This is a genomic window from Rhodococcus sp. WB9, from assembly GCF_007558985.1.
GTDB classification, from domain to species: Bacteria; Actinomycetota; Actinomycetes; order Mycobacteriales; family Mycobacteriaceae; genus Rhodococcus_F; species Rhodococcus_F opacus.
In genome coordinates this window covers 7109648-7130887 of record NZ_CP041769.1, presented here as the reverse complement: position 1 = coordinate 7130887, position 21240 = coordinate 7109648, and the positions used below count along the sequence as shown (strand labels likewise).

General features: G+C 63.3%; 15 protein-coding genes and 2 pseudogenes. 9 read left to right on the top strand and 8 right to left on the bottom strand.

The genetic code is table 11. The features are described from left to right. Positions 1-245 precede the first annotated feature (245 nt). Positions 246-1302, bottom strand: a pseudogene (locus tag FND50_RS33205) (alcohol dehydrogenase catalytic domain-containing protein). Between FND50_RS33205 and FND50_RS33200 the strand changes: the two are divergent. Then, positions 1273-2367 (top strand): hypothetical protein, encoded by a 1095-nt coding sequence (locus tag FND50_RS33200; RefSeq protein WP_144288575.1) that lies wholly within the window; start codon positions 1273-1275, stop codon positions 2365-2367. The pseudogene FND50_RS33205 and the gene FND50_RS33200 overlap by 30 nt on opposite strands. Positions 2368-3473: 1106 nt before the next feature. Continuing rightward, positions 3474-4533: pseudogene (locus tag FND50_RS37335) on the top strand (SDR family NAD(P)-dependent oxidoreductase). Positions 4534-5287: 754 nt separating this feature from the next. On the opposite strand, the gene FND50_RS33185 reads toward FND50_RS37335, so the two are convergent. Beyond that, positions 5288-6667 carry a hypothetical protein gene (locus tag FND50_RS33185; protein WP_260850796.1) on the bottom strand — a complete coding sequence of 460 codons (1380 nt, stop codon included), beginning with the start codon at positions 6665-6667 and terminating at the stop codon, positions 5288-5290. 1495 nt (positions 6668-8162) lie between these two features. Between FND50_RS33185 and FND50_RS33180 the strand changes: the two genes are divergently transcribed. Next, positions 8163-8510, top strand: a complete 348-nt coding sequence (locus FND50_RS33180; protein WP_144288573.1) for a hypothetical protein — start codon at positions 8163-8165, stop codon at positions 8508-8510. A gap of 939 nt (positions 8511-9449) precedes the next feature. On the opposite strand, the gene FND50_RS33175 is transcribed toward FND50_RS33180, so the two are convergent. The 5 genes from FND50_RS33175 to FND50_RS33155 are packed head-to-tail and all read right to left on the bottom strand — an operon-like array spanning position 9450 to position 14561. After that, positions 9450-10829, bottom strand: a complete 1380-nt coding sequence (locus FND50_RS33175; RefSeq protein WP_144288572.1) for an MFS transporter — start codon at positions 10827-10829, stop codon at positions 9450-9452. 57 nt (positions 10830-10886) lie between these two features. Then, positions 10887-11897, bottom strand: a complete 1011-nt coding sequence (locus FND50_RS33170) for a 2Fe-2S iron-sulfur cluster-binding protein (RefSeq protein ID WP_144288571.1) — start codon at positions 11895-11897, stop codon at positions 10887-10889. After that, positions 11894-12910, bottom strand: coding sequence for a PdxA family protein (locus tag FND50_RS33165; RefSeq protein ID WP_144288570.1), 1017 nt, complete (start codon positions 12908-12910; stop codon positions 11894-11896). Before FND50_RS33165 ends, FND50_RS33170 begins: the two co-directional genes overlap by 4 nt. Continuing rightward, complete coding sequence (locus tag FND50_RS33160; protein WP_005256013.1) at positions 12907-13377, bottom strand: aromatic-ring-hydroxylating dioxygenase subunit beta; 471 nt, start codon at positions 13375-13377, stop codon at positions 12907-12909. The genes FND50_RS33165 and FND50_RS33160 overlap by 4 nt, the downstream gene beginning before the upstream one ends. Then, positions 13374-14561, bottom strand: coding sequence for an aromatic ring-hydroxylating dioxygenase subunit alpha (locus tag FND50_RS33155; protein WP_260850795.1), 1188 nt, complete (start codon positions 14559-14561; stop codon positions 13374-13376). The genes FND50_RS33160 and FND50_RS33155 overlap by 4 nt, the downstream gene beginning before the upstream one ends. A gap of 170 nt (positions 14562-14731) precedes the next feature. On the opposite strand from FND50_RS33155, the gene FND50_RS33150 reads away from it, so the two are divergent. The 6 genes from FND50_RS33150 to FND50_RS33125 all read left to right on the top strand — a co-directional run bounded on the left by FND50_RS33150 (position 14732) and on the right by FND50_RS33125 (position 20218). Continuing rightward, on the top strand, positions 14732-15538 hold the full coding sequence (locus FND50_RS33150) for an IclR family transcriptional regulator (RefSeq protein ID WP_241769537.1): 807 nt from the start codon (positions 14732-14734) through the stop codon (positions 15536-15538). A gap of 509 nt (positions 15539-16047) precedes the next feature. Next, entirely contained in the window at positions 16048-17034 is a 987-nt protein-coding gene (locus tag FND50_RS33145; RefSeq protein WP_144288568.1) for an ABC transporter substrate-binding protein, read from the top strand. Between the two features lie 14 nt (positions 17035-17048). After that, a complete protein-coding gene (locus FND50_RS33140; RefSeq protein ID WP_016884999.1) occupies positions 17049-17861 on the top strand; it encodes an ABC transporter ATP-binding protein in 813 nt (270 codons plus the stop codon). Between the two features lie 89 nt (positions 17862-17950). Beyond that, on the top strand, positions 17951-18667 hold the full coding sequence (locus tag FND50_RS33135) for an ABC transporter permease (RefSeq protein ID WP_210753181.1): 717 nt from the start codon (positions 17951-17953) through the stop codon (positions 18665-18667). Next, complete coding sequence (locus FND50_RS33130) at positions 18664-19479, top strand: ABC transporter permease (RefSeq protein ID WP_144288567.1); 816 nt, start codon at positions 18664-18666, stop codon at positions 19477-19479. Before FND50_RS33135 ends, FND50_RS33130 begins: the two co-directional genes overlap by 4 nt. Before the next feature lie 73 nt (positions 19480-19552). Then, entirely contained in the window at positions 19553-20218 is a 666-nt protein-coding gene (locus FND50_RS33125; protein WP_144288566.1) for an N-carbamoylsarcosine amidohydrolase, read from the top strand. 47 nt (positions 20219-20265) lie between these two features. On the opposite strand, the gene FND50_RS33120 is transcribed toward FND50_RS33125, so the two are convergent. Next, positions 20266-21060: an IclR family transcriptional regulator gene (locus FND50_RS33120; RefSeq protein ID WP_016885003.1), complete on the bottom strand. Its 795-nt coding sequence runs from the start codon at positions 21058-21060 to the stop codon at positions 20266-20268. Positions 21061-21240 lie beyond the last annotated feature (180 nt).

The following is a 21240-nucleotide window of genomic DNA, read 5'->3' as shown; positions in this document are numbered from 1 at the left end:
CCGAATTTCCTCGGCCATCGGGCCCACCAGGTTCCAGATCGCCTCACCTTCGCGGACGAGCCCCGGAAGATTCACCGCCCGACGGGAGAGCGGGAAGGTGACCGTCCTAGAGTCGCATCGAGCCGGACTCCAGGTACCGCTGGTGGAACGAGAACGCCTCCCCGAGCAGGTGCGGCGTCTGGCCGGCTACCGCATGTTGCTGTTCGTGCGCTGCTTGCACCGTTCCTGCTGAGCGAGCGCGCTGTTCAGGGTTTGAGCTGGATCTTCACCGCCCCGTCCTGCTTCTTCTGGAAGATCTCGTAGGCGTGGGGTGCCTGTTCGAGGGGGAGTTCGTGAGTGGCGAAGGTGTCGACGCCGAGCGGGTCGTCGTCGTCGAGGAGCGGCATGATGTCGTCGACCCACTTCTTGATGTTGGCCTGGCCCATGCGCACCTGAATCTGCTTGTCGAACAAGGTGAGCATGGGAATCGGGTCGGCCATGCCGCCGTAGACGCCGATGATGGAGAGGGTGCCTCCGCGGCGGACGATGTCGATCGCCGAGTACAGCGCACCGAGACGGTCGACGCCCGCCTTCTGCATGAGCGGTGCCGCGACCGTCGGTCGCGTCGCGGATGACGTCGGCGAGATCGCCACCGTGCTCGTCCAGGTCCAGGGTTTCGATGCCCCGGGCCTTGGCGCGCGCGAGGCGTTCGGGGACGTTGTCGACCGCGATGACCCGGGCGCCCTTGTGGTGGGCGGTGCGCGCCGCCATGTCTCCGATCGGTCCGAGGCCGAGCACGGTCACCGACCCGCCCTCGGGGATCGCGGCGTATTCGACCGACTGCCACGCCGTCGGCAGCACATCGGACAGGTAGACGAAACGGGAATCCGGCGGGCCCTCGGGGACTTTGATGTGGGTGAACTGGGCTTGAGGGACGCGCAGGTACTCGGCTTGTCCTCCCGGCACCTCGCCGTAGAGCTTGGAGAAGCCGAACAGTGCCGCTCCCATGCCCTGCTCGCGAACCTGCGTCGTTTCACACTGCGTGTACAGCTGCAAGTTGCACATGAAGCAGTCGCCGCACGAGATCTGGAACGGGATCACCACTCGGTCGCCGACCTTCAGGTCGCCCGCCTCCGTCCCGACCTCCTCGACGATCCCCATCGGTTCGTGGCCGAGGATGTCACCTTCTCCCAGGTGGACGTGTCTACCGGACACGGAAAGCGGCGGAGCCGTGGTCGACTCGCACCCGCTGCCCGGGAGTTTGGGGACAGACCGGGCGGGTACGCGAAGGCGGTGAAGGCGAACGAGCACCTCGAAGGGCAATCCGGTGCCGCGGGTGAGCAGGCCTCGGTGCTGTTCATCGCGGATCCGGGCAAACCTGCGGCTCTCGCGGAACGCGTCGCGGAGTACCTGCCGCAACGCTTGCGAAGCCGTGACCGCCCCGAGCGTCGGTGGACGACGTGCGTGCGCCGAAAACCGTACCTCTCAGACGAGCAAGCAGACTTCGCAGATGTCATCGACACAGTCGATCCGTCCTCCGAAGCGGAAGACATCGTCGTGTACCTCACCGATCTACCACGCCGCGAGGACACCCTGCCCGTGGTGGCCGACGTCAGCGCCGACCACAAATTCGCGCTCATCTCGGTCGCCGGGGTGGGCGGCGTCAACATCGAGCGCCGCGTCCGCACCGTCACCGAACTCGCGATCGCCTGCGTCCTCGGTGAACCGGAACTCAAGCCCCACGGCGCGGCACGACGGTTCCCGTATGTGCAGATCGAGGACGGCATCCGGTACTTCGCGCCCTCGGGGCTGCGGCGGCTGCGACTGCTGTCGGGAATGGTGCGGGCCAACCGGCCGTGGCGACTGGTCACCGGACTGTCGAAGGTCCTCGTCGGTGCCTTCGCCACGGGTGCGATCGCCCTGGCCACCAGCACGATCTGGTTGTTCGCCGACACGATGGGCCCATGGCGTATGAGTGCGGCGACGATCCTGTCGATCGTGGCGATGGTTCTGTGGCTGATCCTCGACCACGAACTGTGGGAGCGGCCGAAGTCGCCGGAGGAACGTGATCGATCGGTGCTGTACAACACCGCGACCGTGGCCACCCTGGTCATCGGCGTCATTGTGCTGCACGTGGCCCTGTTCTGCCTGCTGCTGTTCACCGCGTGTCTCACTCTTCCCCCGGAACTGTTGTCCCGTGTTCTCGGGCACGGCGTGAACTTCTTTGATTACCTGACGCTCACCTGGTTGCTGGCGTCCATCGCGACTATCGGTGGGGCCCTCGGGTCGGGTCTCGAGGACGACGCCGCCGTCAAGGAGGCGGCGTACGGGGTTCGGCAGCGGCAACGCATCGAGGAGACGCGGAGGCGGTCGAACGAGGCGGGATGATCCCGGCCCGCGAAGCGTACAACCCGGCGTCCAGTGAGCCTTGTGGTCAGCATCCGTCACGGGTGTGCAAGGCGGGAAGGCGTTTCGGACTGCAGCAGGCCGGCAGCCCCGCCGAAGGCCAGCCCCAAACGGCACCGAGGGACACCGCGGCACGGGATTGCGCGAGTAGGCCGAGCACGATCGTGGCTGCTCTGAGAAGGCTTGCCGATGACAATTTCCAAGGAGAATTTGGCCCCCGTGCAGGCTCTATCCGGTCACCTCGGTGATTGGAACGACACGCTCGACGCCGAGTACCACGATTCCCCAGAGTTCTTCGACAGATTTGGCGCTATGGTCAACGTCCCCCGATCACGTGGGGCGCCCACCCCTATCGAACAAGCGCTGATTGGGGTCGGGGTCGTAGGCAACGCTGCCTGCACGAATTGGCCGCGACTGCGTGCATATGTGCGGGCCGCTCTCGACCTCGGCGCGAGTCGAGCCGAAGTCCGTGACGTATTGCAGTTGGTCAGCATCATGTATCCATGCGCTGTCGATCGGGGCGCCCGCCGTTGCAGAAGTTCAGTCCGAACGGGGGATTCGTCCTCCATCCGCACTGAGCGATCGACAGCGGAACCTGCGTGCGGATTTCGAACAGAAGCGCGGGTACTGGCACAAGAGCTGGGCCGATGACTTGGCGCTCGATCCGGACATGTTCGAGGCCTACATGAACTTCTCCACCGTCGGGGCCCAATTCGGTTCGCTGCCGGTGAGGTTGCGTGAATTGATCTACATTGCCATTGATTGCGTGGTCACACACCTATACGTCCCAGGCGTGCAGATCCATCGAGATAGCCACGTTCACTGGTGCGGATCCGTATTTCGAGGCAATGACGCGCATACCCGAATTGTTCGAGTGCCGGGGCAACTCACTCGGATTCGCTGATCCAGTCGGGTCGCGCACTTCGGTTGGTGTGTGACTCGACTGTGTCAGTCATGCTGCGGCGGCAGTGATCGGATTTGTGCGCCGGAGGCACTCGAAGGTCCATCAATCCTGATCGGCACAGGAAGTGCTGCAAGGCAGAACTTTCAACCCGCCCACGGTGACTGTTTCAGGTCAGGAGATCGGCATGGTAGAGCTCGAAGGCAAGATCGCAGTCGTCACTGGCGGCGCCAGCGGGATCGGATTCGCTGTGGCAGAAAGTTTTGCCAGCGAAGGTGTGAAGGTCGTACTTGCCGATATCCAAGAAGATAGCTTGAATGCACAGTTTCGGCTCTGAGAGCGTCAGGAGCCGACGCTGTCGGGGTCCTGACAGACGTATCGGATTCGGAGAGCGTGCACAACCTGGCATTGCGCACGATCGACGAGTTCGCCGGTGTCCATATCCTGTGCAACAACGCGGGGTCGACAGCGGCGCGTTGTTCTCCGACATTCCCCTGCGAACCTGGCAGTGGGTGATGGATGTCAACTTCTACGGCGTCCTCCACGGCTGCCGGGAGTTTCTCCCTCTCCTCCGCCAACAACCCGAGGCGCACATTGTCAACACCTGCTCGGTGGCTGCATTCGCGACCGGCGCACCAACAATGAGCCCCTACGTTGCATCGCAGTTTGCGGTCCTGGGGATGAGTGAGAAGCTCGAGATCGAATTGCGAACGGCAGGAGAGTCGATCGGGGTATCGGTGCTGTGCCCAGGTCCGGTCAAGACACGCATGACTGAGTCCGAACGCAATCGGCCCAGCGGTGTCGTGTCGACGTTGGCAGATCCTGTTCGGCCTGGAACCGTGCCACGTAGCAGAGATGGTTGTCGACGCGATCCGAACCAGTCGCTTCTTCATCCTGCCCCATCCCGACATGGCGTTGAAGGGAGTGGAGCGACGTATCGCGTGGATGGGGGATGGTACAGCGCCCGGCGCGCGCGAAGCGGGCACGTGAAGACTCCTCACATTGTTCGAGATGCTTGGCCGACGCACTTCGCCCGCCGAGCAGCGCTCTACGGCCCGGGTCGAGGTACAAGCATTCGCCGCGACCCCCGCCGCTGGTTCGGTAACGATCTGCTTCGGCGTGCCACTGGGATCGGCCAACCTCAATTGGTGCTCTTGACGAGGCAATACACGCGACTGATCTGCTCCACAGGATGCCTCCACAACACCGGCAGTTGGACTGGACCCCAATACAGCTCGACCGTGTGACCCCGTGCTTTGCCGTGGAACCCCACCACCCACGCGAGCCCGAGGACCGAGCGAACTCCGGCCGCCACACGCCCCGAAGGACATTGCATGAAGGCATCGCGAACACGATCGAATGGGTACTGGGAACAGCACGTCTTCAATGAAGTGCGCGGCCGCGAACGTACCGAAACGACAGAATCCTCACACACCGGGAAACGCCCAACCATGGCCGACCACAACCAAGCCCACCACGCGGTCGACACCCCACCCCCGGACCGGGGTGAACAATCCTCGGGCCGGCGGCGTACGAGTCCGTCTTCGAGTCCACCGCATCGTGGGAACGACGATCCCATAATGTTCCGCGGATCGGTGTCGCTTTTTGTTTCCGACCGCCAGGTTTCTCAGCGTCTTGTCAGAGCGTGATTCTCCGAACTCGACGGAGCGCCGCGATTGAATTCTGCTCGGCCTGCGCGCACCCAATACGTCGAGTACAGCTGGTTGATCGGTGACGGGAACAGCACCGTGCCTGGTCGGCGAATCCACGCGAGTGGTGCTGGCGCAATCAGACGAACTGCTTCAACGTCTGCAACCAGAGCAGACGCTGTCATACTCAGGAACGATCGAGCAGCCTTGGCCCAACTGGCGTTCGTTCCGCGAGACAGTAGGTGCCTCTACCGCCCCAAGCGGCGGAGACGACACCACCGGGCCGGCGGTTCTTCACAACGGACCCTCCAATGGGCTGCACGAGCGCGTCGGCGACGCGAGGGCCGGGTCGCTATTGGAGGCCATCCGGTCTGGCCTTCTTCGCCAGGGAGCGTTCGAGAACGTCCGCGTCCCGGGGCCACAGCCAGCGGTGGCCGTAAAGGAGCGCCCCGACGTCGAGCTTGTAGGGGCCGGCCTCGATCTTCTCGAATACCGTGACGGCCGACTCGAGGAGTTGCCGGACGCGTTCAGGCGCCGGTTTGCCGAGGAAGGCATTCTTGGCGTCGAGAGCGCCGGCGAGGGCGGTCAGTGCGATCGGGTCGTCGTGTGCCTGGGCGCCACGCTCGAGATGCGACACTGCCGCATCGATGTGATAGAGCGTCCGGCGAATTTGTTCCTTGCTGCGCTCGGGGTGGTTCTGGCTCTCTTCCTTCCCGACATCGCTGAACCACCACTCCCGAGATTCTTCGAAGTGGACGATCTTCGGTTTTTCCGTGTTCACCCTCGGCAAGGACCTGAACGCCTTTGCGAGCCGGTATTCGCCGCGCAGCCGCTGCACCATCGGCAGGTCCGCGGCGTTCGCGAGGGCCTCGAGGTGCTCGTCGATCGCTTCCCTCCGCGCGTCGTTGATGTTGCCGTCGAGCAGGATGATCTGGAGCCACTGCAGAATGGGCAACGCAGAGTGGTGCATCCGCTGGGCCGCCGCGGCGCCGGTGGCCCGCATTCCGTCCTTGACTCGATCGACGTAGACGAAGGCCACTCCGACGAGGATGACGCCACCCCACCACGACGGGTCGGGCGGCCAGGACAGTGGGTCGTCCACGAAGGCCACCCCGACGAGGGTCAGGGCGATCATCGCCCCGAGTAGGAGATAGGCCGTCGCCAGCGCTCTGGATTGAACGGCCAGTTCGTGCTCAAATTGCTGTGCCGATGGCTCCGGCCTCGGCGACGGCATGGCCAGGCTCAGACGATCACCCCAAGTGGACTGCCGGCCCATCTCGTTGAGGAGTTGAGTTTGCAGCCGTTTCTCGATCCTTCGTCTGGCGGATGAATGGCGGCGGCGTTCTTCCTCGTTGCCGCTCCACAAGCTCGAGGCCCACTCCCGGTCCCATTCGCGTTGCCACAGTCCCCAGAGATATGCGCGACGTTGCAGCGCGTGCGGGGACAGTCTGCTCAGGGCGCTCATGGTCGCGACATGCTCGAGTTCCCGGTACATGCGCGGCGGCCACGGGTCGGGGTCGTCGTGGGAGCCGGCTTTCACCAGGGCGGCATCGCGCGCCCGGACTTCGCGGACGGCGGTAGTGAGAGCATGCCGGTGATCATTCTGAGCGAAGCTGAGGAGGAAGACTGTTGCGCTCAGCAGAAGACCTCCGGCAGTGGCGATCGAGTCGGGATAGCCGATGGATTCCGGTCTGGCCACGTCGATGAGAAATGCCGCCCCGATCGCAAACATGACTACGGAGGCTGTGAGGGCTGCGCGTCGTAGGAACCAACCCTCCCGCCATTCCCCGTCGCGGAGTATCGCACCCATGAGGTCACCTCAGACCGATGCACCCGCAGCGGGCGCTCCCTTTCACGGTAGGCATGCCATGTCCCGCGGCGGAAGCGTTCCGGCGAATTCGGCGTGCAGTTGCCCACCAGCTCGTCCGGCCGGGTTCCACTCACCCTTCGGTCACTGCCGGAGGGACGGGCAGACAGTACTTCGCGGTTCAGGATGGCAGTGGTGGCAACCCTCGCCGGAATCTTGATGGTGGGTTTTCTTGTGTTGGTTTTCAATGCTGCAATCGGAATGCAGAAAATCCAGGACGTATTTGGGGTGCGATGACACCCAGCGGGTCCCGATGATCGGTGACCGGACACCCCGGTGTCGAGGGAACGCTGAGTGTCGCATGCACGGACACGCCGATGTCCGCCGCTCGCTCGCCCCTGCAGCACCGATCTACGCTCGTGTCCCACTTCCTGTCGGGCTCCGAAGGGGCACACAGCGCTCGCGACGTTGGTCCCTTGATGCGAGGCGGCGCAGAGCTTCCGATGCTTGTCGTATGACATTCGGACGCAAGATCGTCGGTGTCGCCGGGAGCCTGAGTGTCAGGGTGAGTCGAGTCCAGTGTTCACCGCAAACCCGCCTGCAGGGCGAGATGCGGATCAACCCGCGATAACGATTTCTCCCACGGTTCTGGTCGAGGACAATGTCCCGATGGACCCCTCGCACCCACGCGCCGACGGCCCGCATCGCTGACGCGCCTTCAGCGCCGCTGACAAGCTCGCCCACCTGACCGCCTATGAACAGGCCTGGGAAAGCAACGGCGGCGGCGCGTACCTGCTCAGCGAAGGCCTGTACTCGTCCCTGATCAGCGAGTGGCGCAAACAACGCGATGCCGGCGTCCTCGACGGAAAGAAGCCCGGCGACAAGATCGGCAAACTCACCACCGAGCAGGCGAGATCGCACGCCTTATACGCGAGTTGGAGAGAGCAACAAAGCGATTGGCCACCACCGAGACTGCGCTGGAAATCATGGGAAGAGCACATTCGCCCTTGGAGCAACTCTGAAGAGAGCGCGGATGTGGACGAGCAGCGCAAGAAGCGTTGATTCGCACCCATCACGAACGCACAGGTTCCGGTGAAACACAAGGTTGCCAACCATATTGGCGGCTCTCGTTCGATCCACCGCAGCACGGGACAAGACCCGGCCCGCGGCACCGGATCCGACCGGGATCAGGCGTTCCATCGAGGCTCCTCGCATCGTCCGGTCGAGCCGCCTATGGCTCGCGTCACAGCTGCCGTATTTCGGAGACTAGTTTTCACCGTCGATACGGATGTTGGGGTGTCCCGTTTTCGGACATCCTGGGTGGTGGTGCGCCGCCGGTCCTCGACCAGTCCGGCGAGCTGCACGCCCACCCCCTCGGTATCTGCACCCCGGAGTGAGGAATGAAGTAAGAGATCAGCGATTGGAATCGTCGGTCCGTCGTCTCAGTGTCGACGGCGCCCTCCTGCGTCACCTACTGGTGCGTGAGCTCGTGATGATCGGTCTTCTGCTGATCACCGGCGTCACGGTCGCCCGTGCTGCGAAGAATGATTCTTCTCGGCAGGTTGCGGATGCCGTCATGATCGCGAAGCGGCCGATGACGCGCAACAGTTGCGGTCGCGGGAGTGAGTGGCTCACCGGAGGCCCACCGTCGTCACGCAAGGATTGGGTGTCGCCGAAGTTCGGCGTGGACAGAAAGCCGCGAGGGCCGATGCTCCGTCAGGTCGAGATCTCGGAGGATGACGCCGAGATCCTCACGCTGACGGTGTGACCTGGCGGAAGTGTCACTCCGATCGCCCTGCGGTCACCGGGCATTCGGCCGTGAACGCGAAGCTGCTCGAGACGGCGGTGCCGGTTCTGGGCCCCGACGGATCAGTCTGGGACGCCGCGCGGGCGAGTGTCACTGGGTGTACACCCTGCCGCCGCCGGGCTGCGCCGGCTGGCGGTCTCCCCGAGCCCCTCATAGCCACCATCTCCCTGGACGCACGAATGGTCTTGCCGGCCGGAAGACCTGTGGGATCTGCGCACGGCTATGCCGGTTATCTCGGCCGGGACCGGCTGCGTGGTCGGCTGATCGGTTGCGTGCACAGCATCGCTGTGTATGCAGGTGGGTGTGAACTGGGCATCGTGGAGGCCGCGGACCCCGGCACGGGGGATCGTCATGGGCGGTTCGGGAAGGGGGGGACCAGCGGACGTCGAATCCCGCGCGTCTTCGCCTGCTGTCTGTCCTAAATTTGGGACAGTTTGGGCGCGCGAGCCGCAACAACTATGAGGTGTATCAAATGTTGTCGAAATGATTGAACAAGGATCGAGCGCCATGAAGATGGTGAATGAGCCGTCTTGCACTTTTCCGATGACCCACCAGAACTCGGGCCGTCGAGGGCCTGGAACAGCGCCGGGTGCCGTCCAGGCCGGGCGGCCGAACAGTTTGCAGATCTTCGCCCTTGGGGTGTGGCGGTGAACGCGAAATCCGAGGTTCGACGCCGAGGCAGGGCCTTGGTTTTCGGCCCAGAATGACCTCGGTATCCACGGTACCGCCGTCCCACGGTTCGGCGAGCTCGGTCTCGAACTGGACGGCCGCGAGATCACGAAGGGGGTGATATCGCCCAGGCGGGGTGGCAGCGCGTTGCCTGTGCACCGCGGTCGTGGTAGCCGACCCAGCTGGAGATCGCAGGCCTCGAGATCACCCGGCCGGTGTTGCCGATCCACACTACCTGCGGGCGAGCGAATGACTTTCTGCCGACTTGCGATCGGGGTGATTGTCGCTTCGGACCCAGCGGCCGAGGAGGAAGACCGCAGCTCCGGCGACGAGCATGGGGACTGACATTGCGTAGAAGACTGCACTGGCAGACCAGCCCATGCCGAGTGCCGTTCCGACAGCGATCGGCCCGACGATGCCGCCGAGGCGGCCAACACCCAACGCCCATCCAACCCCGGTGGACCGCATCGATGTCGGATAGAACACCGCGGACAGCGCGATGAGGCTCTTCTGCCCACCGCTGATGCAGACCCCCGCAAAAAAATTGGCCGTCAATAGGACCCACAGCGGCGCCGTAAAGGCGACACCGGTCAGCGCAACGAATGCGAAGCCGACGACATAAACGGTTCCGAGGGTGACGTACGCGCCGAGTCGGTCCATACAGGGTCCGGTGACAAATGCGGCGGCGATGCCGCCGACAGTCGTGAGGGTGGTGGCGGTGACCACCGTACCCATGTCGTAGTCCAGGCTCGTCATGATCGACGGTAGCCAGCTCTGCAGCGCGTAGAACTCGCCGAGGTTGATGACGAAGACCAGCCACAGCACCAGGGTTCCCAAGACCCGGTCACGGGTGAACAGGCTCCGCAGTGCAGTGCGTTGTCCGTGGGTCCGCTTCTCGGCCTCGTAGGTGATGTCGGGGCCGACGGCGAGGGCGGGATCCATTTTGCGGAAGATCGCCTGGATTCTGTTGGGCTCCGCGCCTCTGTTGATCATTGAGGTGAGTGAGTCCGGCAGGTAGCGCAGCAACGCCGGGAACAGGAGCAGCGGAGCTACTGCGCCGACGACGAGTACCGACCGCCAGCCGAGAATCGGGATCAGCCAACCGGAGACCAGCCCTGCCGCGACGAATCCGAGGGAGAAGCCGCAATAGATCACCAGGACGAAGGTTGCCCGAAGACGCTTGGGGCTGAATTCGCCCGTCAGTGCGATGGCACTCGGCGCGGCGGCACCGAGCCCCATTCCGGTGATGAAGCGCAACGCCATCAGTTCGGTGACGTTCTGTGACCAGGCCGCCGCCAACGTGCCGAGGGCGAAGACGACCGTGCTCGTGAGGATCATCCGGCGGTGGCCGAACCGCTCGGACAGCGGCGAGAGCGCCAGATAGCCGACCATGAGACCGGCGAGAGCGGCGGAGAAGATGGGCCCGAGCACCTGTTTCGACAGGCCCCACTCCTCGGCGATGTGGGGCGCCATGTAGCTGATGCTCTGAGTGTCGAAGCCGTCGATGAACATGACCACCCCACACAAAGCGATCACGATGTACTGGTATCGACTCACTGGCCGCGAATCGATGAAATCCGGCAGTTTCACGCGCGATGGTGCTAAGGACATGATTGCCTCACATTATCTGATGCCCGGTTTCCCGGATGATGTGGTCGTGGTAGCGGATCACGCGGTGACAACGGGCTCGCCCGACGGTACGAAGGCGTCGCAATAGAAATTGTCTGGCGCCAAACCGGCCTCGTGGACAAAATCCTCGCGTGCCGCCGAGGTCATTGCGGGGCTTCCGCATGCATAAACCTCGTGGTCGCTGAGGTTCGCGTAGTCCTCGAGCACCGCTCGATGAACGAGCCCGGTGCGTCCGGTCCAGTCCCCCGCGGGATGTGACAGGACGGGAGTGAATGAGACACGACCCGGATCCGAGGCCCACTTCTCGGGCAACTCGGGTAGGTAGATGTCGCCCTGTCCTCGTGCGCCCCAGTAGAGGTGCACGGATCGTTCTCCACCACGTTTGAGATGGTCCTCGATGATCGATTTGACCGGGGCGAAGCCGGTGCCACTAGCGACGAAGATGACCGGCCTGTCCGAGTCGGGGTTCAGTGAGAACTCGCCGTAGGGCAGCTCGATCCTCAGTCTGGTTCCCTTTTCGAGCCCGCCGAGCACCTCATCGGAGAAGCGTCCACCCTGCACCCGACGAATGTGAAGCTGCACTCCGTCGTTCTCATGCGGCGGATTCGCCATCGAATAATTCCGGCTGTCACCGTCGTCGAGAAAGACTTTCAGGTACTGCCCGGCAGCGAACTTCGCACGCACCCCGGTGGGGAGACGCAGCTGCACCACCGTGACATCGGGCGACGGACGGGTGATCCGATGGACCTTTGCGGTCAGGGTCTTGCGTATCACCCTGTCCTGCTTGGTGATCCGCTTGGGCGTGATCGAGGTGTCGGTTCTCGGCCGGGCCTGGCAGAACAGCACTCCGCTCTGAGGGCCTTGCGACATCCCCCAGCCGCGCACATCGAGGCAGCCGGCATCGAGTGCGCCTTCGCAACTCGAGCACACGCCTTTGCGGCACGAGTACGGGATCGCGTATCCGGAACGTTCCGCCGCGTCGAGCACGCTCTCATCGGGCTCGCACGGAAAGCTGATGTCCGTTCCGGTGACAGTTACTGTGTAGGTCATGAGGTAGCTCCAAAGGTGCCGGGTGCCGACATGTGGGTTTCGGCGGCGCCGACGAGTCGCAGCGCCCCGACTACCGCATCCGGGTCGGCTGTGCCCGTGCCGGCAATGTCGAACCCCGCGCCGTGGCCGACACTGGAGAACCGCACTCCGGCGCCGATCGTCATCGCGGCTGCGCTGCGCCCAGCGAGGAGTTTGACGGGAATATGGCCCTGATCGTGGTACATGGCGACGAACGCGTCGAAGCCTGAGTCTGCCAGCATGAGGTCGGCCCCGACCGGACCCGAGGCGTCAATCCCTGCGGCGCGCAGCCGCTCCACCGCTGGCGCTGTCACCCGCAGGTCCTCGTCACCGAACAAACCGCCCTCGCCGGCGTGTGGATTGATGCCGAAGACGCCGATGCGCGGGGACGGGATGCCCTGCGCCTGTAACGTCTCCACCGCGGCACGTGCCGCCCCGTGCACCAGCTCGGGCGTGAGGCGCCGAAGCGCATCCCGCAGCGATTCGTGCAACGTTGCGTGCACGATGCGCAAACCGGCACCGATCAACATCAAGAACACCTGATCGGGCCGCGCGCCGACGAGTTCGGCCAGCAAGCTCGGATATCCGTCGAAGGAGATGCCGGCGGCGTTGACCGCGGTTTCCGAGTGCGGGCATGCGACGATGCCGCAGGCTCCGCCGCCCTGCAGACATCGCACCGCCCGTTCCAGATACGCCACCGTCGCCTTCCCCGCCTCTGCTGTCACCCGGCCCGGTGCGAAAGCCCCAGCGGGCAGCGAGTGCACCGGAAGCAGGTCGACGACATCGGTCATGGGCGTGGCCAAGCCGTCGGCTGTCTCGCGGACCGTCATGCCTGCCCAGCGGGCGAGCGGCTCGACGACACATCGATCGCCCACCAGGACCGGATTGAATGCGGGATGCTCCTGCGCTGCCATGACGGCCTTCACCGCGAGCTCGGGGCCGATTCCATTCGGATCGCCGATCGTGAGCAAGACCCGCGGAGGGGACCCACTCATAGCGGGAGCGCCAACAGGGTATCGATGTTGGTGCTGTCGCACACCACGACTCGTTCGGCAATCTTCAACTGATCGTCCACGTCGACGTAGCGGTCGACATACCGCCCGCTGGCGAAGATGTCGGATTGGCCGTCACGCATCACCCGTACCACCAGGAAGCTCGTCTCGGCATGGATACCGTCACCGTTCTCTTCCAGGACCGAGGGCTGGCCCAGGATGTGACGGTAGGTGTGTTGCTCGTAGATGTTGGCTTCACGCAACGCCGATACGCGGTCGACCAGCATCCGGCGAGTGTTGGCCCACACCAGTCCGGCGGGCAGGCCTTCGCTGTAGTTCTGTGCGGTGGTGATCCGGTACATGCAGTTTTCGACGAAGAAGTCCGGCCACTGCTCGAGCGGCCCCTCGTCGATGCAGCGGGAGTAGTCGGCCTGCACGCGGCCGATTCGCTGGAAATCGTTCACGCTCATGCCTCTTCCTGTCGGTTCATCGCGGCCCGGTATGCCTTCCAGAAGCCGCGGACCGATGCTTCGGTGACACGGCTTTCGCTGGATTCGGCTAGACAGCCTCCCATTTCGAGCACGGCGGACTGGCTTGCCGCACCTGTGATTCCGCGTTGCACGAAGCCTCCGACGCAGCCGTCCTCCATCGAGATGTAGCCTGCGGGGCCCACGAGGTTGGCCTGCTTGAGTCGTACTTCCCGCTGCTCGGGAGTGTCTTCTTCGAAGCCGAGGTACGTCCAGTTCAGCCGTGTTCGTTCGACCCCGGTCGGCAGGATCTGGCGCACAGCCACGGAGTTCTGGATCTGCTGCAGCACGAAGCCCGGGAAGACGGAGAGGATCTGCAGCGTCGTATCGTCACCGACTTCGCTGAACCCCTCGAGCAACGTTGGATCGGCCAGTTTGTAGGCGCTTTCGGACCGGATGTTCTGATCCGAGTACGCGACGTCCTTCTCGGCGTCTCGGTCGATCGCCGAGTAGCTGACGTGGTGGCCGCCGCTCTCGTCGACGATGATCCCACCGCGCTGCGACAGTCGGTTGAGCTCGAAGGTCGTGAAGAACAGGTGCAGGATGCTGGCGTGGTAGGAGTCCTTGACGTTCTCTACGTACAGCTTCCAGTTATTGGGAAGGATCTGTGTGAAGCGTCCGATGATCTCGGGGGCGCGTCCATCGAGGACACGGGCGATCCGACTCGTGATCTCTTCGCCGAGATAGTCTTCGATGTCGGGCACGTCATCGGAAAAACTCCCGAAGACCAGACCGTAGAGGACGGCGATGCGCATCTTGCGCGGTCCGTGGTCCTCCATACAGAACGAATCAGGCATTCCCCCTTTGCCCTTGACCCCATCTTTGAACGCAACGCCGGTCAGATCGCCCTGCAGGTTGTAGCTCCACGCGTGGTAGACGCACGTGAAGTCCTTCGTGTTTCCGCGGTCGTCCAGCGCCAGCAGGGCGCCGCGATGGGCGCACCGGTTCTCGAAGCCGTAGAGCTCACCGTCGCGATCACGCGCCACGATCACCGGCGTCTCGCCGACGAAGGTGGAGCAGTAGTCTCCCGGGCCGGCTACCTCCGCCTCCAGGCACAGGTAGCTCCAATACGGGCCATGGAACAACTTGGTCTTCTCGGCTGCGTAGATGTCCTCGCCCTGGAACACCCGATACGGCACCCGGGTGAGGTCGTCAGTCCAATCCGCCGTGGTCTCGCGGGCCGTGTGGACAACGCTGCTTTCCATAATTTCTCCTCAGTCTGGACAACCAGTCGGGACATCAGAGAACTCGCTCGCCAGGACTTGACAAGCCCCGCGGCTGTTCGTATAACGAACAAATGAGCAATTCTCGAACAATTAAGCCGGACGATAAGGGAAGTGTCAAGGGTGCTGCCCGCGCTCCCGAGGGAATGGCCGGACTGGCGAAGGGCCTGGCGGTCATCGAGGCCTTCGGCATCCGCCACCCGCAACTGACCGTCACCGACGCCGCTCAGCGGACGAACACCTCCCGCGCCGCGGCGCGCCGCTGCCTGCTCACTCTCGTCGAGCTCGGTTACCTGACCCACGACAACGGAAACTTCCGACCGACACCCAGGATGCTTCGGCTCGGCGGCGCCTATCTGGACACCGCGCCACTGCCGCAACTTGCCCAGCCGCAGTTGGCCGAGGCCCGCGATGCGCTGGGCGAGTCGGTGTCGCTCGCGGTTCTCGAAGACGGGTGGTCCCTGTTCGTCGCCCGCGCCGAGGCCGCACGGATCGTCGCGACCGGAGTCCGGGTCGGCGCCAAACTGCCCGCCCACAGCTCCGCGACCGGTCGAGTACTGCTGGCCGGACTCCCCGATACGCAACTCGACGACTACCTCCGAGAATGCCACCCGCAGCCCCGCACACCCAAGACGCTGACCGATGTCGATGCCATCAGCGAGCGAATCCTGACGGCGAGGGAGAGCGGTGTGGCCTGCACCGACGAAGAAATCGAACTCGGCATGCTGTCGATAGCCGTACCGGTCCGTACTGCCCGGGGCGAAACCGTGGCGGCAATGAGTGTCAGTACGTCCACAGCCAGAACCACCCTGCACGACATCCGTGAGGCAGCCGTGCCCGTGCTGAACAAATACGCAGCAAGACTCGGCCGGCTTCTGTGAGATCCCACCCAGACTGCAACTCACACCCCCGCGTTACGGAGAAGGGTGCGACGCTCCCAGCGTGTCTGTGTCGACGCATGCGGGGATCCCCTGCGGGAGGTGACTTCCGGTTGTGCTGGAGTGATTGTCTGTCGTGGCCGATGAGGTACCGGGAGACCGAGCAGCGCCAGGACCCACGTGCTTCTGATGTTCGCGGGACTTGCCGATCAGGTACACCGAGTCGGCCGACGCCATCAGGAAGACCACGGTCAGCCTTTCCGTCACCAGACCTCGGGGTGGAGCCGTGACCCGTTGGGTCTGGCTGGGAACGGGGTTGTGTCGCAGGGGTGGACTTTGCTCAATCATCGTGAAAGCGAGAGGTTCTGCGCACCCACGGTGCAGTGCGGCATTTGGGGACACCCGCAACACCGTCTCTCTGCAGACCAGAGTTAGATTCTGTACAACAGTCACGTGATGTGATTCACTTTCGGGACAAGGTGTGACGGGACTACAGAAGGAATCGGGTCGATATGGGCAGTAGTTCGCTGAGTCGGCGGGATTTCATGAGAGTGACGGCGGCTCTGGGGGGTCTCCTTGCTGTGGGAGCCGGCGCAGGGTGTGCTACCCAGTCCCGAGGTAGGGACGGCGTCTACCGAGGTGACGTCGCCATCACGGGGTTGGCGAGCCTGATCCATTCGGCCCCGTTTCTGATCGCAGCGTCCGAGGGCTACTACGAAGAAGAGATGCTGGCGCTGGAGAACGTTCAGTTCCCGGGCGGGCTGGACACCGTGCGTGGAATCGGCTCCGGGATCGGATTCGGCACTTCGGCGACGATTCCGGTGTTCATCGCCGTGGAGCGCGGACTCGATGTCAAGGCGTTCGGGAACGTCTACACCGCGGCATCTGTGGACTTCATCGCCCCCGCTGACTCCCCGATCAACACGATCGAAGATGTTCGGGGCCGCACCATCGGTGTGAGCAGCCCGGGATCGAACTCGACCGACTTCGCCGAGAAGACGCTTCGATTGGCGGGTTTCACACCCGGCGTCGACGTCGAGCTGCTCAGCGTCGGATCCGCGAGCGATTCGTGGACCGTCGCCTCCCAGGGCGTTGTCGATGTCGCGTGGACTGCGTCCCCGCTGTCCGAGCGCATCATCGCCGAAACCGGCGCGAAGGTGATCTGGCGATCCCGGGACTACGTCCAGGACTGGTCGGACACCTGCCTATGTGCCACCACCCCGTTCATCGAAAAGAATCGGGACGTCTTGGCGGGGTGGATGCGTGCCGTGGGTCGCGGTATCGAGATGATCGATACGGATCTCGAGCGGGCGGCCGAAATCTATGGCCGCGCAATCAAGTACAAGCCCGAGATCGCCCTGACGGCGTTGGAGAATTCGCGAGGCTTCTTCAGTCTCGACTTCGCGCGCCCGCAACTCGAAGCGGTCGTGGCCTCGGGCGTCGAGGCCGGACGACTCGGCGGCAAGGTCGATATTGACTCAGTTGTAGTCGAACTATAAGGCGGGAAGAGAACATGACCACTACACAAGTCGAATCGAAGAACGTCTCTTTCGACGGTATCGGTATGACTTTCGATTCCGACACCGGGCGGACCGAGGCCGTGCGTAACGTCACGGCATCGATCGCGGAGGGCCAGTTCGTATCGGTCATCGGTCCGAGTGGATGCGGAAAGAGCACCTTGCTGGACATGGCCTGTGGCCTACTTGTTCCCTCGCATGGACGGGTGACCATCGATGGGGAGATTGTCACAGGGCCCCGTAAGGACACCGCCATGGTGTTTCAGGAAGACTCGACGCTGCACTGGCGAAGTGTTCTCGACAATGTGGCTTTCGGGTTGGAAATCAAGCACGTCGACAAGGACGAACGCCTGGAAAAAGCGCGTGCGATGATCGAACTGGTCGGCTTGAAGGGTTTCGAGAAGCACCGGCCCGGGCAGCTTTCCGGAGGTATGCGTCAACGCGTGGCGATCGCCCGTGCACTCGCCACGGATCCTCGAATTCTGCTGATGGACGAACCGTTCGGCGCTCTGGATCAGCAGACGCGACAGTTCATCGGGCGCGAGCTCTTGAAGATCTGGGAGCAGACCCACAATCGGGTACTCTTCGTTACCCACGACATCCAAGAGGCGATCTATCTGTCGGATCAGATCTGGGTGATGTCGGCACGTCCATCGGTGGTCCGAGAGGTCATCGACGTCGGGCTCCCCCGTCCACGCCCGAGCGGCACACACGCCATGGCCAGATTCAAGGAACTCGAGGATCACCTGTGGTCGATCATCAAGGAAGAGGCCGCTAAGACACTGGGGCACGGGACGGATGCCGCATGACTGTGACCTCGCCGCAGGCGGCCCTCCACGAAACGCCAAGGTCGGGATTCCGACGAGCGAAACATCGAGCACGCGTCGTACGTTGGACGATGCTGGTTGCTCTGGTGTTGTTGCTCGAGGCGGCAACGCGAACCGGCTGGATCGACCGCAATCAGATGGTCGCGCCGTCCGAGATACTCGCCCACGTCGCGGCAATCATCCCGAGCACCCACTTCGTCACCGATCTGACACGGACGAGCGTGACCATACTGGCGGCGTTCGCACTGGGCGTGCTCGGCGGGGTGCCCCTGGGCGTATTGCTCTGGAGGGTCCGGGTCATCGGCCGAGTCCTCGAACCATTCATCGTCACCGGGTACGCGATGCCGACATTGCTGTTCTACCCGATTCTGGTCGCGGTGCTCGGACTCAACGCGGGACCAATCATCGTCATCGCGAGCACGATGGCCCTCATTCCAATAGCGCTGACCACGATGGTGGCGCTCGGAGACGTCAAACCGGTGCTGCACAAACTGGCGCGATCGGTCGATGCCTCGCGCCGGCAGCAATACTTCAAGGTGCTGTTCCCGGCCGCCACGCCGCTCATCTTTCCCGGGATCAAGCTCGGATTCATTTACGCAGTCATCGGCACCATCGCGATGGAGTTCATTTTGGCGTCGAAAGGCCTGGGGTTTCGTGCGGGCTTTATGTACCGCGAACTCTACGTCGCGGACATGTGGGCCTACATCGCCATTGTCGTGGTCTTCAGCATCGCAGTGAACAGTGCACTCGGCCTGGCTGAACGAGCCATTCGAAGGGACATGTTGTGAACGCCACCACGCTCAGCGCCGAAACCGAAGGCGAAGCAGGCAAACAGAATACGGAACAGCGGTTCCGCCTGTCACAGCGGTGGGCCGACAACCTCCTGCGAATACTCATCGTCATCGGGTTGATCGGTGTCTGGGCGCTTATTGCAGCGACCAGCGAACTTGTGCCGTCCCCGGGCGCGTCGATGTCGGCGGTATGGGGACTGTTCGCAGACGGTTCCATCTACAGGAATCTCAACGCCACGATGAGTGCTGTCGGACTCGGATTCGTCGTCGCAACAGCGGTGGGCTTCCCGACCGGATACATCATCGGGCGAAGCAAGTTTCTCGGTGATGTGTTCGATCCGATCATCGCGGGTGCCTTCGCCATACCACGGGTAATCTTCTTTCCGATCCTGCTGCAGATCTTCGGCCTGGGACTCGGAGCACAGTCGGCAATGGCCGCATTGGCCGCGGTGTTCCCCATCATCGTCTCGACGGCGGCGGGAGTACGCGCCATCAACCCCATCCTGCTCAAACTCGGCCGGGCCACCGGTGCAAGTCCGCTTCAGACAATGAGCAAGATCGTGGTGCCCGCGATGGCGCCCTCTCTCATGGTCGGTATCCGAATCGGCTTCAGCATTGCCTTCATCAATGTACTGATCGCCGAGTTCTTCGCCACCAGAGCAGGATTGGGGCAGATGGCGATGCTTGCGTACGGCAAGTTGGATCTACCGACGATGTACGGAGTGATCATGCTGCTGGTCTCGATGGCGCTGGTGGGCAACATCGCCCTGTGGGCCATCGAACGGAAGATCACCGACGCGGTCAACTGATCGCCGCACGCAACTATCCGAATCGGCAGTGGGCCCTCCGGCCCATGCCCACACCCATTTCCGGAGGACACTGATGAGCGCCCTGACTGCCGCAGCAGAGGAATACCAGCGGTTGCGCACCGAATTCCGGGAGAAAGGTCTGGGCGGCCGCATCGGCTTCGGCGTGCGGCCGGCAGTGGTGGTGGTCGACTTGATCACGGGCTTCACCGATCGCCGTTCGCCGCTCGCAGGTGACCTCGATACCCAAATCGACGCAACGAAGATTCTCCTCGCGCTCGCGCGAAAGGCCCAGGTGCCGATCATCTTCTCCACAGTGGCCTACGACGCGGAACTCCAAGAGGCCGGCGCCTGGATCGGCAAGATCCCCTCGAACAAGTATCTGGTCGAGGGCAGTCAATGGGTCGAGATCGACGAGCGGCTCGAACAACAGCCAGGTGAGACGACATTGGTGAAGAAGTACGCATCGTGCTTCTTCGGCACCGACCTGGCCGCTCGGTTGATCAGCCGCCGGATCGACACCGTGATCATCGTGGGCTGCACCACGAGCGGATGTGTTCGTGCCACCGCGGTAGACGCCTGCTCGTACGGGTTCCATACCATAGTGGTCGAGGACGCAGTGGGAGACCGGGCGACACTACCGCACACTGCCAGCCTCTTCGATATCGACGCCAAATACGGTGACGTCGTCGGACTCGACGAGGCCAGCGCCTACCTCGAGAGCGTTCCGTCGTCGAGTTGACGGTCACAGTACCCGCGAGAACGTACCTCGCCGGGTGGACCGGACACTCACCCGAGCGCTGCCGCTAGCTGATCAGCCGCGTCCGTCAGGGCGCGGCCGATGCTGCGTACCTGTGCCGGGCGCAGGCGGTGCTTGGGCGCTGAAACATTCATTGCCAGGCGCATGCCGGGGGCGTTCGTCGGGACCGAGACAGCCACGGAGGCAACACCTTCCTCTGACTCCTCCCGGTTGACCGCGTACCCGTTCCTTCTGACCTCTTCCAGTTGGGCTTCGAGCTCGGTCCGCGTGCTGATGGACTGTGGAGTCACCTGTTCCAGTTCCTCGGTCGGGTACAGCTGATGCAGTTCGTCGAGGGAAAGTTCCGCCAGCATGGCCTTCCCAGTGGACGTGCAATGCGCTGGCATGATCTTGCCCAACCGGGACGCAACCCGGACTGCCGATGGGCTCTCCAGGGCGGCGATGAAGCGCACGGTTCGACCGTCGAGTGCCCCGATATGGACAGTTTCACGCAGTTCCTCGCTGAGGGTGCGCAGGATCGGTGCCGCCGTCTGAGGAATGTCGAGCCTGGCAAAAATCGCAAACGCGACCCCCGTCAGCGCTGGGCCCGGACGATAGGCCTTGCTGGCCGGATCCTGCCGAATGAAGCCCCGGTACTGGAGCATCGCCAGAAGTCGGTGAGCCGTCGACGACGCAACTCCGAGGTACTGGCTCGCCTCGGTCAGCCGAATTTCGGGCTGTTCACCGAGCAGCAACAGCAGACGAAGTGCGTTGTCGACGGATTCGATCGGGTACTGCGGTGGTGTCGCCTCCGGCGCCTGTTGCCGTGGACCGTGGTTCTGCATAGCAGAGAGCATACGTGTCAGGTCGTGGTTGCGGTCGACCTGCCAGCGGGTGGAATCCGCGTACGCACAGGGGTTGACTCGTCGGGCTGAAGAGAGCAACATCTATCTAACAGAAGACACTTCTGCATAGCAGAGAGACCGTCATCGTCGATCGAAGAGGAATGAACCTTGGAACCCCGG